The sequence below is a fragment of the Cytobacillus horneckiae genome (genome assembly GCF_002835735.1).
Taxonomy (GTDB): domain Bacteria; phylum Bacillota; class Bacilli; order Bacillales; family Cytobacillaceae; genus Cytobacillus; species Cytobacillus horneckiae.
Genome location: NZ_PISD01000007.1, coordinates 29,007 through 43,198, shown reverse-complemented (window position 1 = coordinate 43,198; position 14,192 = coordinate 29,007). Strand labels below are relative to the sequence as shown.

Annotated in this window: 13 protein-coding genes; 12 read left to right on the top strand and 1 reads right to left on the bottom strand. The window is 38.2% G+C overall.

Translation table 11 applies throughout. The features are described 5' to 3' along the window. The first annotated feature begins 14 nt into the window (after positions 1 to 14). The 12 genes from CWS20_RS02435 to CWS20_RS02380 all read left to right on the top strand — a co-directional run bounded on the left by CWS20_RS02435 (position 15) and on the right by CWS20_RS02380 (position 13,710). Entirely contained in the window at positions 15 to 914 is a 900-nt protein-coding gene (locus tag CWS20_RS02435) for a helix-turn-helix domain-containing protein (protein WP_326135183.1), read from the top strand. Positions 915 to 999: 85 nt separating this feature from the next. Continuing rightward, positions 1,000 to 1,578 carry a CDP-diacylglycerol--glycerol-3-phosphate 3-phosphatidyltransferase gene (gene pgsA, locus CWS20_RS02430; RefSeq protein WP_066197251.1) on the top strand — a complete coding sequence of 193 codons (579 nt, stop codon included), beginning with the start codon at positions 1,000 to 1,002 and terminating at the stop codon, positions 1,576 to 1,578. Positions 1,579 to 1,596: 18 nt separating this feature from the next. Beyond that, positions 1,597 to 2,838 (top strand): competence/damage-inducible protein A, encoded by a 1,242-nt coding sequence (locus CWS20_RS02425; RefSeq protein WP_066197253.1) that lies wholly within the window; start codon positions 1,597 to 1,599, stop codon positions 2,836 to 2,838. Between the two features lie 270 nt (positions 2,839 to 3,108). Continuing rightward, the gene (recA, locus tag CWS20_RS02420; RefSeq protein WP_066197256.1) at positions 3,109 to 4,155 is read left to right on the top strand and encodes a recombinase RecA; all 1,047 of its coding nucleotides are present in this window, start codon (positions 3,109 to 3,111) and stop codon (positions 4,153 to 4,155) included. A gap of 443 nt (positions 4,156 to 4,598) precedes the next feature. Beyond that, a complete protein-coding gene (gene rny / locus CWS20_RS02415) occupies positions 4,599 to 6,161 on the top strand; it encodes a ribonuclease Y (protein ID WP_411814288.1) in 1,563 nt (520 codons plus the stop codon). A gap of 163 nt (positions 6,162 to 6,324) precedes the next feature. Then, complete coding sequence (locus CWS20_RS02410; protein ID WP_066197261.1) at positions 6,325 to 7,122, top strand: TIGR00282 family metallophosphoesterase; 798 nt, start codon at positions 6,325 to 6,327, stop codon at positions 7,120 to 7,122. A gap of 156 nt (positions 7,123 to 7,278) precedes the next feature. Further along, positions 7,279 to 7,539, top strand: coding sequence for a stage V sporulation protein SpoVS (gene spoVS / locus CWS20_RS02405; protein WP_066197263.1), 261 nt, complete (start codon positions 7,279 to 7,281; stop codon positions 7,537 to 7,539). Positions 7,540 to 7,749: 210 nt separating this feature from the next. Further along, positions 7,750 to 8,670 (top strand): dipeptidase, encoded by a 921-nt coding sequence (locus CWS20_RS02400; RefSeq protein WP_066197266.1) that lies wholly within the window; start codon positions 7,750 to 7,752, stop codon positions 8,668 to 8,670. 222 nt (positions 8,671 to 8,892) lie between these two features. Next, positions 8,893 to 10,626: a 2-oxoacid:acceptor oxidoreductase subunit alpha gene (locus tag CWS20_RS02395; RefSeq protein WP_066197269.1), complete on the top strand. Its 1,734-nt coding sequence runs from the start codon at positions 8,893 to 8,895 to the stop codon at positions 10,624 to 10,626. Beyond that, positions 10,627 to 11,493: a 2-oxoacid:ferredoxin oxidoreductase subunit beta gene (locus tag CWS20_RS02390; RefSeq protein ID WP_066197272.1), complete on the top strand. Its 867-nt coding sequence runs from the start codon at positions 10,627 to 10,629 to the stop codon at positions 11,491 to 11,493. Positions 11,494 to 11,738: 245 nt separating this feature from the next. Continuing rightward, entirely contained in the window at positions 11,739 to 13,283 is a 1,545-nt protein-coding gene (gene miaB / locus CWS20_RS02385; protein ID WP_066197274.1) for a tRNA (N6-isopentenyl adenosine(37)-C2)-methylthiotransferase MiaB, read from the top strand. A gap of 1 nt (position 13,284) precedes the next feature. Then, positions 13,285 to 13,710, top strand: coding sequence for a YlbF/YmcA family competence regulator (locus CWS20_RS02380; protein ID WP_066197277.1), 426 nt, complete (start codon positions 13,285 to 13,287; stop codon positions 13,708 to 13,710). A gap of 110 nt (positions 13,711 to 13,820) precedes the next feature. Here the strand turns inward: CWS20_RS02380 and CWS20_RS02375 are convergent, their stop codons facing one another. Continuing rightward, a complete protein-coding gene (locus tag CWS20_RS02375; RefSeq protein WP_066197284.1) occupies positions 13,821 to 14,168 on the bottom strand; it encodes a hypothetical protein in 348 nt (115 codons plus the stop codon). Positions 14,169 to 14,192 lie beyond the last annotated feature (24 nt).

Genomic DNA, 14,192 nt, shown 5'->3' with positions numbered 1-14,192 from the left:
GTTGGAAGGTGTTAGTGTTGACAGAACTAGGTAATCGATTAAAAGAAGCACGTTTGGAAAAGGGTATGAGTCTTGATGATCTTCAGACTGCGACGAAAATACAAAAAAGGTATTTAGTAGGTATTGAAGAAGGAAATTATAGTATGATGCCTGGTAAGTTTTATGTTCGCGCATTTATTAAGCAATATGCAGAAGCTGTCGGGATAAATCATGAGGAACTGCTAGAAGAATTCAAAAATGATATTCCTGCTACTCATAATGATGATATTCCAGAAAAGCTATCAAGAGTACAATCGCGTAAAAATTTGTCAGGAACCGCTTCGAAGTTTTTCGATATTTTGCCGAAAATCTTAATCGTTGTTTTCATTATCGGTGTAATTGCCGTCATCTATTATTTTGTTGAGAAAAATGCAACAAATGATGGCAGCAAATCAGCGGAGCCGAACGACACGCCAGGTGCAATTGTAGAAAACAACCTGCCTGAAGATGATGAAAGCAAGGCAAATGATCAAGATAAAAAAGATAATAATGATGCTGAAAAAGAGAAAGAAAACAAGGAGGAAGAGCAAGAAGCTCCGAAGCAAGAGTTTGAGTCTATTGAGACATCCGGAAAAAATTCAGTATATGAATTAAGAAATTCGGATAAATTTGAAGTAAAGCTTGTTTCAACAGGTGAAACTTGGGTAAATATTCAAAATGGTAAAGGGTATTCCTTCTTCCAAGGGATGTTAACGAAGGAAGATAAAGAAAGTGAGACGGTTGATCTAACTGAAGAATCAGAGGCTGTATTAGTCATAGGCAACTCAACTGCTACAGATATTTATATCAATGATGAAAAAATTGAGTACGCTGTGTCACCATCAGATTTTGTTAGTCAAACCATAACTATCCGCTTTGTGCCTGCCGACGAATAGTCATCATCAATTGATGACTATTTTCGTGTTTGGCTATGAAGAGATCATTACATAATTTGTTTTATTACATAAATGGAGGTAAATCATGAATCTACCTAATAAAATTACAGTATCACGTATTTTGCTTATCCCAATTTTTTTAGTAATAATGTACGATCCTTTTAAATGGGGGAATATGACCTTTATCGGTGCTGACATGCCTGTCGCTCATTTTATTGGTGCACTGATTTTTATTGTGGCATCAGTAACGGATTGGATAGATGGATACTATGCAAGAAAATATAATTTAGTAACGAATTTAGGCAAGTTTTTAGACCCGCTTGCCGATAAACTGCTAGTTTCAGCTGCATTAATTGTTTTAGTTGAGCTAGGTATGGCACCTGCATGGATTGTAATCATTATCATCAGCAGGGAATTTGCTATTACTGGTTTACGATTGATTTTAGCTGGAGAAGGAGAAGTCGTGGCGGCTAATATGCTGGGGAAGATAAAAACATGGACGCAAATTATAGCAGTTTCAGCATTGCTGCTTCATAATACTATATTTGTGTTAATCGGCCTTCCTTTTGCTGAGATTGCGCTTTGGGTTTCTATGATCTTTACAGTCTTATCCGGAGTGGACTACTTTATTAAAAACAAGCATGCGTTTACTAATTCCAAATAAGATGGGGAGAGAATAAAGATGAATGCTGAAATCATTGCTGTTGGATCGGAACTTCTGCTAGGGCAAATTGTTAACACAAATGCTAAGTTTTTATCACAGCAGCTCGCTGATTTAGGTATTAATGTATACTATCATACGGTTGTGGGGGATAATCCGCAGCGATTGAAAACTGCGATTGAAGCTGCGGAATCACGGGCCGATTTACTCGTTTTTACAGGGGGATTAGGACCAACAAAAGATGATTTAACAAAGGAAACGATCGCCCGTCATGTAGGAGCAGAGCTGGAGCTTGACATGGACGCATTATATTCTATTGAAGAATATTTTAAGCGGACAAACAGACCAATGACTGAGAATAACAAAAAACAAGCGTTGATTTTGGCTGGTTCGAAGGTGCTGCCGAATGAACATGGAATGGCCCCGGGTATGCTTTATCAAGGAGAACAATGTAAGTACATGCTTCTGCCTGGTCCCCCGAAGGAAATGGAGCCAATGTTTTTAAAGTACGGCCATGCTGCTTTAAAAGCAAATAATGTTGAAGAGGTCATTATTTTATCAAGAGTGCTTCGTTTCTTCGGCATCGGTGAAGCGATGCTAGAAACCGTGATTGAGGATATTTTGGATAAACAAGATAATCCAACAATTGCGCCGCTCGCTGGAGACAGTGAAGTGACGCTGCGGTTAACTGCTAAGCATGCAAATGCACAAACTGCTCTATCGATGTTAGCAGAGTCAGAGAAAGAAATTCTATCTCGCGTAGGGGAGTATTTCTATGGATATGATGACACGTCCTTATTTATAGAGCTCTCAAAAAAATTAGCAGAGAAAAATTTAACAATTGCTGCTGCGGAAAGCTTAACTGGTGGCTTATTTCAAAAGGAATTTACTTCTATCCCTGGTGCCGGCAGCCTGTTAAAAGGCGGCGTTGTCTGCTATACAAATGAAGTAAAAGCAAATGTGCTAAAGGTAAAAGAAACAACGATTCAAAATGAAGGTGTTGTCAGCAGCCAATGTGCGGCAGAACTTGCCGAAAATACAGCGTTGATTATGAATGCAGATATAGGAATAAGTTTCACCGGTGTTGCCGGCCCAGATGAACTAGAAGGCCATCCTGTTGGCACTGTTTACATCGGAATCTACCAAAGAGGTCAAAAAGCAAGCGTTGAAAAGCTAAATCTCGGCGGCTCAAGAGCAGCTATAAGAACAAGGTCTGTTCTATATGGATGCTATTTCTTATTAAAGCAGCTTAATCAATCATAAAGGAAAAACCAGAATGATATTCTGGTTTTTTAAAATTCAGAATCATTGCCACTTTTTAATTTTAGCTAAATTTTCTATAGCAAAAAATCAATTTTTCCTAAAGAGAAAATCAATTTTTCCCGCGGAAACAGGCTGCTAAAAAAAACGAATGAATGTTCGATTTTTTCCTCGACAAATGAAACGAAAACGTTTATAGTAAAGATATGATTTCGTATGAAATGTTTCATATTATTCATATAGATATGAATGAATTTAAAGGAGGAAATATTAGTGAGCGATCGTCAAGCTGCCTTAGATATGGCTTTAAAACAAATAGAAAAACAATTTGGTAAAGGTTCAATTATGAAGCTTGGGGAGCAGGCTGAAAGAAAAGTGTCCACCATTCCAAGCGGTTCATTAACATTGGATACAGCACTTGGAGTAGGCGGTTATCCGAGAGGAAGAATTATTGAAATTTATGGTCCTGAAAGCTCAGGTAAAACGACTGTTGCTCTTCATGCTATCGCTGAAGTACAAGCTACAGGTGGACAAGCTGCTTTTATTGATGCTGAGCATGCTCTTGATCCAGTCTATGCGCAGAATCTCGGGGTTAATATCGATGAGCTTCTGCTTTCTCAACCAGATACTGGTGAGCAGGCACTGGAAATAGCTGAAGCACTTGTACGCAGTGGAGCCGTTGATATTCTTGTAATCGACTCTGTTGCTGCGCTTGTACCAAAAGCGGAAATTGAGGGTGAGATGGGTGATTCTCACGTAGGACTTCAAGCAAGACTAATGTCACAAGCGCTTCGTAAGTTATCCGGCGCTATTAATAAGTCAAAAACTATTGCTATTTTCATTAACCAAATTCGTGAGAAAGTCGGCGTTATGTTCGGAAATCCGGAAACAACACCAGGCGGACGTGCATTGAAATTCTACTCAACTGTTCGTTTAGAAGTGCGTCGTGCAGAAGCGTTAAAACAAGGCAATGAAATTGTCGGTAATAAAACGAAGATTAAAGTTGTTAAGAATAAGGTTGCTCCGCCGTTTAGAGTGGCGGAAGTGGATATTATGTATGGAGAAGGAATTTCTAAAGAGGGAGAAATTATTGACTTAGGTTCCGAAGTTGATATCGTGCAAAAGAGCGGTTCATGGTATTCCTATAATGACGAGCGCTTAGGCCAAGGCCGTGAAAATGCGAAGCTTTTCCTTAAAGAAAATAAAGACATGAGACTTCTTATTCAACAGAAAATCCGCGAATATTACGGCTTAGACACAGAGAAGCCTGCTGGTGGCGGAGATGATGAACAGGAAGAATTTGAGCTTATCGATAAGTAAAATTTATATAGCTTCATCTAAATAAAGCAAAGCCTCACTAGGCTTTGCTTTATTTACTTAACAGGCGGTTAGCCGTGAAATGCATCAATTAATAGCAGTGAAAATTAGAATTATATAAAAATTAAAAATGGCCGCTTAGACAACTACTTGACAATAAATTTTCACACCTTTACAATTAAAACTGTATAATTTACATTTTTTATATGTAATTAAATATCTTTGTTTAGAGCGAGATGAATATTTGTCTTTCTCACCTAGGGATTAATTTCATACTGCATCTTTTTATATTGAAAATTATCCTTCCCTGGGAAAGTACAGTTTTGTACAAACAATTTGAAGATTGAAACGTTGAAAAGCTTAAGTGCAGTATATTGACACGAACAATATACATGCCAACACTTTAGAAACGTAACAAAAACAAGTTCATAGCAAGAGGAGGTGAAATGATGGGAATTGAAGAAATCATCTCCATTTTGCTTGGCCTAATCGTCGCTGCTTTTGTTGGCTATTTCTTTCGAAAATCCGTGACTGAAGCAAAAATTGCAGGTGCTAGAGGTGCTGCTGAACAGATTTTAGAAGATGCGAAACGAGAAGCGGAATCCTTGAAAAAAGAAGCACTGCTTGAAGCCAAAGATGAAAATCATAAGCTTCGTACAGAAGCGGAACGTGAAACTCGTGAACGTAGGAATGAACTGCAAAAACAAGAAAATCGTTTATTGCAAAAAGAAGAGAATCTTGACCGCAAAGATGATTCGTTAGACAAGCGTGAATCACTTTTAGAGAAAAGGGATGAATCTCTTAGCAAAAGACAACAGCATATTGAAGAGATGGAAAGCAAAGTGGACAAAATGGTACAGTTACAGCAAGCTGAACTGGAACGAATCTCAGGTTTAACTCGAGAGGAAGCTAAATCCATCATTTTAGAGCGAACAGAACAGGAAGTGGCTCATGATATCGCCATTATGGTGAAGGAAAGTGAAACAAGAGCGAAGGAAGATGCTGACAAGAAAGCAAAAGAAATTTTGTCGCTTGCCATTCAGAGATGTGCAGCAGATCATGTCGCTGAAACAACAGTATCAGTTGTTAATCTTCCAAACGATGAAATGAAAGGACGAATTATCGGACGTGAGGGCCGAAACATTCGTACATTAGAAACGCTGACAGGTATTGATCTTATTATAGATGATACACCTGAAGCGGTGATCCTCTCAGGATTCGATCCTATTCGCCGTGAGACCGCTCGATTAGCACTTGACAAGCTTGTTCAAGATGGTCGTATCCATCCAGCTCGTATTGAAGAAATGGTTGATAAAGCCCGCCGTGAGGTAGATGAGCATATAAGGGAAATTGGTGAGCAAACAACCTTCGAAGTTGGTGTTCATGGATTGCATCCAGATCTCATTAAAATTCTCGGTCGCTTAAAGTTCCGCACAAGCTACGGACAAAATGTGCTTAAGCATTCAATGGAAGTGGCACAATTGTCTGGCATGCTAGCTGCTGAATTAGGTCAAGACGAAACTTTAGCCCGTCGTGCAGGATTATTGCATGATATTGGTAAGGCAATTGACCATGAGGTAGAAGGAAGCCATGTAGAGATTGGTGTTGAACTTGCGACGAAATATAAAGAGCATCCTGTTGTCATCAATAGTATTGCTTCACATCATGGTGACTCTGAACCGACGTCTATCATTGCAGTTCTAGTTGCAGCAGCAGATGCTTTATCAGCTGCGAGACCAGGTGCAAGAAGAGAGACGCTTGAGAACTATATTCGTCGTCTGGAGAAGCTTGAGGAAATATCTGAATCATATGATGGGGTAGAAAAATCATTTGCTATTCAAGCAGGCCGAGAAATTCGGATTATGGTAAAGCCTGAGCAAATTGATGATTTGGAAGCACATCGTCTTGCAAGGGATATTCGCAAGAAAATTGAAGAAGAGCTTGATTATCCTGGACATATAAAAGTAACGGTTATTCGTGAAACACGGGCCGTTGAATATGCGAAATAAAGCGATGCGATAAGCATCGCTTTATTTTTTGCTAACAGGAAAGATTTTTTAATACTAGAATTGTTCATTTTGATTTGTTTTAAGCTAAGCTGAGTATGAATATTATATTCAAGATTATTTATGTTAAACTAAAATAGAGACTTTTTTTAGAAGGGAAATCATAATGAGAATACTGTTTGTAGGGGATGTTGTTGGCTCAATGGGCCGGGACATGGTTAATGAATATTTACCGAAATTAAAAGAAAAATATCGTCCGCAAATGACAATTATAAATGGGGAGAATGCAGCAGGCGGTCGAGGAATTACTGAAAAAATATATCGTGGTTTTTTAGAAGCAGGTGCACAGGCCGTTACACTGGGAAATCATACGTGGGACAATAAAGAAATCTTTGATTTCATTGATGGAGCAAAGTATTTAGTTAGACCTGCAAATTTTCCAGAAAATAATCCTGGTAAAGGGCTAATATATTTAAAATATAACACCGAAGAAATTGCAGTAATAAGCTTGCAAGGGCGAACATTTATGCAACCGAGCGATTGCCCTTTTGAAAAGGCTGAACAGCTTGTGAATGAAGCACAAAAAAGGACTTCTGTTATTTTTGTCGATTTTCATGGAGAAGCAACAAGTGAAAAGCAGGCCATGGGCTGGTTTTTAGACGGCAAGGTCTCTGCGGTGATAGGCACGCACACTCATGTTCAAACAGCGGACAATCGCATTTTGCCAAACGGAACTGCATTTATGTCAGATGTGGGGATGACAGGCCCATATGATGCGATTCTTGGTATGGAGAAAGAATCCGTCCTTAAAAGGTTTATAACCAATATGCCAGTGCGGTTTGAAGTACCTAATGAAGGACGGACATTATTAAGTGCTGTCGTGATAGATATTGATATGAAAACGGGGAAAGCAAAGAAAACTGAACGAATTTTAATAAATGACGATTCTCCATTTTATTCGTAGCATAAACTTTCATTCCTAAATCACCCCTTTTTTTTGGCCAAGGTGGAATATGTCTTTTTATTGATGAATATAGTAGCAATGGAAAGATTTATTGAAATACCTGATGAACTCTAATTCAGAGCATTCAGGAGGGGGAAAAATGAGGAGGAGCTAGGAATGGAAATATTAAAAGTTTCAGCAAAATCTAATCCTAATTCTGTAGCTGGTGCGCTTGCTGGTGTCCTGCGTGAAAGAGGGACAGCAGAAATCCAGGCAATTGGTGCGGGTGCATTAAATCAAGCGGTTAAAGCGGTAGCAATCGCACGAGGATTTGTAGCGCCTAGCGGAGTGGATCTAGTTTGCATCCCTGCATTTACAGATATTTTAATTGACGGGGAAGAGAGAACAGCTATTAAATTAATCGTAGAACCGCGATGATGGAATGATATAGCTGAAAGAGCATCTGAGAAAGTTAGTGGTGATTGCAAGTAAGTGTATGATTAAGTAGATGATAAACATGAAAGATCTCGTTTGCTCGCGAACGAGATCTTTTCTTTGCTCGTTTATAATAATCAGCACCTTGTCATATGGTCAGAAATCAAAATATTGTGTATATTTAAATAGAATCAGAAAAGGAGATTTTATTGAATGAAAATATTTGATGCACATTGCGATGTATTAATGAAAATGTTTTTGGATCCATCTATTGATTTTTATAATTCAAACAAGCTCCAAGTGAATATGCGAAGGGTGACATTATCGGGTCTTAAGTGGCAGATGTTTGCGATCTATATTCCTGAGGCGATCCATCCTGAATTAAAGTTTAATGCCGCATTACAAATGATAGACATTTTCTATGAAAAAGTCTTGAAGCCATTTCCGAATTTAAAGCTTATTCAATGCAAGGAAGATGCAGAGAAGCTAAAGGAAAAAGAAATTGGCATCATATTATCATTAGAAGGCTGCGATGCCATTTACAATGATTTAGTGAAATTGAAAACATTGCTTAGATTAGGTGTAACTTCTGTAGGGCTGACTTGGAACTATGGGAATAGTGTGGCAGATGGTGTATTAGAAGATAGAGGTGGCGGTTTATCGATATTTGGAAAAAGGGTTGTGGAGGTATTAAATGATAGAAAAGCAAAGTGTGATGTCTCACACTTATCTGAAAGCGGTTTTTGGGATGTGATGGAACTCGCTGAATATCCATTTGCCTCTCATTCAAATTGTTACAGCCTTTGCGCTCACCCAAGAAATTTAAAGGATGAACAAATATTAGCTTTATTTAAAAAAAATAGTGTCATCGGGATTACATTTGTAAAGGAATTTTTAAGAGAAAATGGCGACATAACGGTATCTCATATCATTAAACATATTGAACATATATGTTCATTAGGAGGTGAAGATCATATTGGATTTGGATCTGATTTTGATGGTACAGATGGGTTAATAAGCGGTTTGGAGAATGCCGGAAAATATGATTTTCTCATCGAAGAATTGCTAAAGTTCTACAGTAATGAACAGGTGGAAAAATTTTCTTTTAGAAATTTTACTAGAATATTTTTATGAATAAAAACAACACAGTAATAAAAATATTGACTTTTCTAAAATGTCAAAAAAATATTCTAAATCTATCTATTAATTAGTCTGAAAGGCTTGCAATTTTGTATACTTAGGTCTAGAATTGAAAGCGTTTAGTACGTTAAATTGTAAAATACAAGTGCTCAACAAATGATTCATTTTTATGAATTCATTTACATATTTCTTATAGTATTTAAAGGGGTGTAAGACATGGTTAAACAACTTTCTTGGAAGGTTGGCGGACAGCAAGGTGAAGGAATTGAAAGTACTGGTGAAATCTTCTCGATTGCTTTGAATCGCCTTGGATATTATTTGTATGGATATCGTCACTTTTCATCTCGAATTAAAGGCGGACATACAAATAATAAAATACGCGTCAGCACGACTCAAACTCGTTCAGTTTCCGACGATTTAGATATACTAGTTGCTTTTGACCAAGAAACGATTGATGTGAATTATAAAGAACTGCATGAAAAAGGAATTATTATTGCAGATTCGAAGTTTGATCCGAAAAAACCTGAAGATACCAATGCATTAATGTTTTCAGTGCCGTTCACTCAATTGGCAACGGATCTTGGCACATCATTGATGAAAAATATGGTGGCAGTAGGTGCTACATGTGCCGTATTAAATTTGGATATTCAAGTATTCGAAGAGGTTGTACAAGAGATTTTCGGACGTAAAGGCCAGGCAGTTGTGGATAAAAACATGGAAGCAATTAAAGCAGGCTATGACTTTACAAAAGAACAGTTAAACACAGATACAGGTTTAATGGAACTTGATCAAGCAGATGGCAAGAAAAGAATGTTTATGATTGGAAATGATGCAATCGCGCTAGGCGCGCTAGCAGCGGGTAGCCGATTTATGGCAGCCTATCCAATCACGCCTGCTTCAGAAATTATGGAGTATTTAATTAAAAAATTGCCTGAGCTAGGCGGCACTGTTATCCAAACTGAAGATGAAATTGCTGCTGCAACAATGGCGATAGGCGCAAACTATGCTGGCGTCCGGGCATTCACTGCATCTGCCGGTCCTGGACTGTCATTAAAAATGGAGTCAATTGGTCTTTCTGGAATGACCGAAACACCGCTAGTGGTTATCGATACACAGCGCGGAGGTCCTTCTACTGGATTGCCAACAAAGCAGGAGCAATCAGATTTAATGGCTATGATTTATGGCACACATGGTGAAATCCCTAAAATTGTTATGGCTCCAAGTACAGTACAGGAAGCTTTTTATGATACAGCAGAGGCATTTAACTTGGCAGAGGAGTATCAGTGTCCAGTTATCTTATTATCTGATTTACAATTATCTCTAGGAAAACAAACAGTGGAACCGCTTGAGTTTGATAAAGTAGAAATCCGCCGTGGAAAACTGCAATCAGACTTGCCAGAAATTGAGAATAAAGAGTACTTCAAACGATATGAACTAACTAATGACGGTATATCTCCGCGGGTTATTCCTGGTATGAAGCATGGCATTCACCATGTAACTGGTGTTGAACATGATGAATCTGGCAAGCCGTCAGAATCTGCTGCTAACCGCAACAGCCAAATGGATAAGCGCTTTCGAAAGATCGAAAATATTAAATTTGATATGCCGGTCTATAAAAATGCGCCGCATGAAGAAGCCGATTTACTATTGGTAGGTTTTAACTCTACACGGGGGGCAATTGAAGAGGCGATGGAAAGAATAGAGGCAGATGGAATTAAAGTCAACCATGCTCATATTCGCTTGATCCATCCATTTCCAACCGATGATCTGTTACCGTTAGTACAATCAGCTAAAAAAGTGGTTGTTGTTGAAAACAATGCAACAGGACAATTAGCAAACATTATCAAAATGAATGTTGGGTTTGCAAATAAAATTGTCAAATATAATAAGTACGACGGGAATCCTTTCTTGCCGCACGAAATTCATACAAAGTGCAAGGAGTTGTTCTAAATGGCTACATTTAAAGACTTTAGAAATAGTGTAAAACCAAACTGGTGTCCTGGATGCGGAGATTTCTCCGTTCAGGCTGCAATACAGCGTGCGGCTGCTAGCATTGGCCTCGAGCCTGAAGGTTTAGCAGTTGTATCCGGTATCGGCTGTTCCGGGCGTATTTCAGGTTATATCAATTCATACGGTTTCCATGGCATTCATGGTCGTTCACTGCCAATTGCTCAAGGGGTAAAAATGGCGAACAAAGATTTAACTGTTATTGCTTCTGGTGGAGACGGAGATGGTTTCGCCATCGGAATGGGACATACAATTCATGCGATCAGGCGTAATATTAACATCACTTATATCGTAATGGATAACCAAATTTATGGATTAACTAAAGGGCAAACGTCCCCGCGTTCAGCAACAGGATTTAAAACAAAATCAACACCGGAAGGCTCAATTGAGCAAGCGATTTCTCCGATGGAAATGGCTTTAACTGCAGGTGCTACCTTTGTTGCGCAAAGTTTCTCGACTGATTTAAAAGATTTAACTGCACTGATAGAACAAGGTATTCAACATGAAGGATTTTCTTTAATCAACGTATTTAGCCCTTGTGTCACTTATAACAAAATTAATACGTATGACTGGTTTAAAGAGAATTTAACTAAGCTTAAAGATGTTGAAGGCTATGATTCTTCCAATCGCGAGCAAGCAATGCAAACATTAATGAAGCATGATGGACTTGTGACGGGACTGATTTATCAAGATACACAACGTAAATCTTATCAAGATTTGCTGTCTGGATATTCAGATAAACCATTATCAGAAGCTGACTTGAAACTAGACCAAGCCTATTTCGATAAACTTGTAGAAGAGTTTATGTAATAGGAAATTGATGACCTCAGAAGCCGAGTGTGGTAATGCTGAACAACATACACTTTGTCTGCAATAAACTTGTGAAGTAAAAAAGTCTATCATGATAGGCTTTTTTATTTTGTCTACAGCATTACAAGCCGGTTATCTATTGTTTTCAATGGAATAACGCTTTATACTATAATAATGTGTACCTATGAATGAATAAGTTAGTTTATGGTTGAAAGCCTAAGTGATGTAGAAAGGGGCATATAGAAATGAATGAAAAACAAAGATTAGAAGGTCAGCAAGTGCAATCGATAAATCCTTCGGACAAAAAATCCGAAAAGGATTACAGCAAATATTTTGAAACAGTGTATACTGCTCCATCTTTAAAAGATGCTAAAAAGCGCGGTAAGGAAGAAGTTAAGTATCATAAAGATTTTGATCTGCCTGAAGAATTTATTGGTCTTGGCAAAGGACGCAAATTTTATATTCGTACATATGGATGCCAAATGAATGAGCATGATACCGAGGTAATGGCAGGGATTTTTATGGGCCTTGGCTATCAGCCTACTGATTCAGTGGAGGATGCGAACGTTATTCTTCTGAACACTTGTGCAATCCGTGAAAATGCGGAGAATAAAGTGTTTGGTGAATTAGGACATCTGAAACATTTAAGAAAAGAAAATCCTGATTTATTGATCGGTGTTTGCGGATGCATGTCGCAAGAAGAGTCTGTCGTCAATAAAATTTTAAAAACATACACGCAAGTTGATATGATATTTGGTACTCATAATATTCATCGTTTGCCAAATATTTTACACGAAGCTTATATGTCAAAGGAAATGGTTCTTGAAGTGTGGTCGAAGGAAGGCGATGTAATTGAAAACCTTCCTAAAGTTCGCCGCGGAAATATTAAAGCTTGGGTAAATATTATGTACGGCTGTGATAAATTTTGCACATACTGTATTGTTCCATATACACGTGGCAAAGAAAGAAGCCGCCGGCCGGAAGACATTATTCAAGAGGTGCGCCAATTAGCTGCACAAGGTTATCAGGAAATTACGCTTCTAGGTCAAAATGTAAACGCATATGGCAAGGATTTTAAAGATATGACTTACGGTCTTGGCGATTTAATGGAAGCAATTCATAAAATCGACATTCCTCGAATCCGCTTTACGACGAGCCATCCGCGAGATTTCGATGATCGTTTAATTGAAGTGCTTGCTAATGGTGGAAATCTTGTCGAGCATATCCATCTGCCTGTACAGTCGGGTTCCAATGATGTATTGAAAATTATGGCGCGCAAATATACGAGAGAACAATTCCTTGAGCTTGTAAGAAAAATTAAGGATAAAGTACCTGGCGCAACATTTACAACTGACATTATTGTAGGTTATCCAAATGAAACAGAAGAGCAGTTTGAAGAAACGCTTTCATTATATCGTGAAGTAGGGTTCGAAGCAGCGTATACCTTCATTTACTCTCCACGAGAAGGTACACCTGCAGCGAAAATGAAGGATAATGTACCAATGGAAGTGAAAAAAGAACGCTTGCAAAGATTAAATGCCCTTGTAAATGAGCTATCTGCTGAGGCAATGAAGCGCTATCAACATGAAGTTGTTGAAGTATTAGTGGAAGGTGAAAGTAAAAATAATCCTGATACTTTAGCCGGCTATACAAGAAAGAATAAATTAGTAAACTTTAAAGGACCAAGGACAGCAATTGGTAAAATTGTTAAAGTTAAAGTAACTGATGCAAAAACTTGGTCTTTAACTGGAGAAATAATCGAAGAAAAAGAAAACCTAGAGGTGAGCTAATATGGCTAAATATACAAAAGATGAAATTGTTGGACGCGCTAGAGATTTGGCAAGAATGATCGCAGAAACAGAAGAGGTAGACTTCTTTAAGCGTGCTGAAGCACAGATTCATGAAAACGAAAAAGTAAGCAGTATGATTACTCAAATTAAAGGTCTGCAAAAACAATCTGTCAATCTACAGCATTATGGCAAAGAAGAAGCATTGAAAAAAACAGAAGCAAAAATTGCTTCCCTAGAGGAAGAGCTTGACTCGATACCAGTCGTACAGGAATTTAAGCAATCGCAAGTTGATGTAAATGAACTTTTGCAGATTGTTGCTTCTGCCATTTCCAATACGGTAACTGATGAAGTAATTACCTCCACTGGTGGAAACCTTTTAAGCGGTGAAACGGGTGCGAAGATGAAAAACAGCAGCTGTAGCCATTAATTACTATAACTATCATAAAAGGTGGTTTAAAAAAGTCGATGAGAAGAATTGAACTTCTCATCGACTTTTCGTTTTCAGGTGCTTGAGACAGCCCCTTAATCATTGATGATTTATAAAGGAGGATTTTGATTCAGGCGATTAACTGCATCAAGAAATGATTTCCGATATTGCTTTTGTTCCTGCATAGCTGTTTGAAGTGTGGCCAGCAAAGATTCATTTAATATTTGATTTGAACCATTTCTAGGATCCTTGTCCATTGAATGCAGAAGGAAGGTATAGACTAGCAAAAGGGTGGAGTAATTATCAACATAAGTAAGGCTGACCGCAGATCCGCCTCCGCCTCCGGTTGCACTAGTATTGATGGATGGTTGAGAGCCATCCGCGATTTTTTCAGCCATCTCTTTTGGAACTCCCGCTTTAACTAGTTTATCTACATCAAGCTTTTTACCGCTGCTCATTGATTTACCTCCCTCCTAATGGAC

Coding starts and splice junctions, on each gene's coding strand:
- pgsA (WP_066197251.1), top strand. CDS start 1,000: ATGAATCTACCTAATAAAATTACAGTATCACGTATTTTGCTTATCCCA.
- CWS20_RS02425 (WP_066197253.1), top strand. CDS start 1,597: ATGAATGCTGAAATCATTGCTGTTGGATCGGAACTTCTGCTAGGGCAA.
- rny (WP_411814288.1), top strand. CDS start 4,599: ATGATGGGAATTGAAGAAATCATCTCCATTTTGCTTGGCCTAATCGTC.
- CWS20_RS02410 (WP_066197261.1), top strand. CDS start 6,325: ATGAGAATACTGTTTGTAGGGGATGTTGTTGGCTCAATGGGCCGGGAC.
- spoVS (WP_066197263.1), top strand. CDS start 7,279: ATGGAAATATTAAAAGTTTCAGCAAAATCTAATCCTAATTCTGTAGCT.
- CWS20_RS02400 (WP_066197266.1), top strand. CDS start 7,750: ATGAAAATATTTGATGCACATTGCGATGTATTAATGAAAATGTTTTTG.
- CWS20_RS02395 (WP_066197269.1), top strand. CDS start 8,893: ATGGTTAAACAACTTTCTTGGAAGGTTGGCGGACAGCAAGGTGAAGGA.
- CWS20_RS02390 (WP_066197272.1), top strand. CDS start 10,627: ATGGCTACATTTAAAGACTTTAGAAATAGTGTAAAACCAAACTGGTGT.
- miaB (WP_066197274.1), top strand. CDS start 11,739: ATGAATGAAAAACAAAGATTAGAAGGTCAGCAAGTGCAATCGATAAAT.
- CWS20_RS02380 (WP_066197277.1), top strand. CDS start 13,285: ATGGCTAAATATACAAAAGATGAAATTGTTGGACGCGCTAGAGATTTG.
- CWS20_RS02375 (WP_066197284.1), bottom strand. CDS start 14,168: ATGAGCAGCGGTAAAAAGCTTGATGTAGATAAACTAGTTAAAGCGGGA.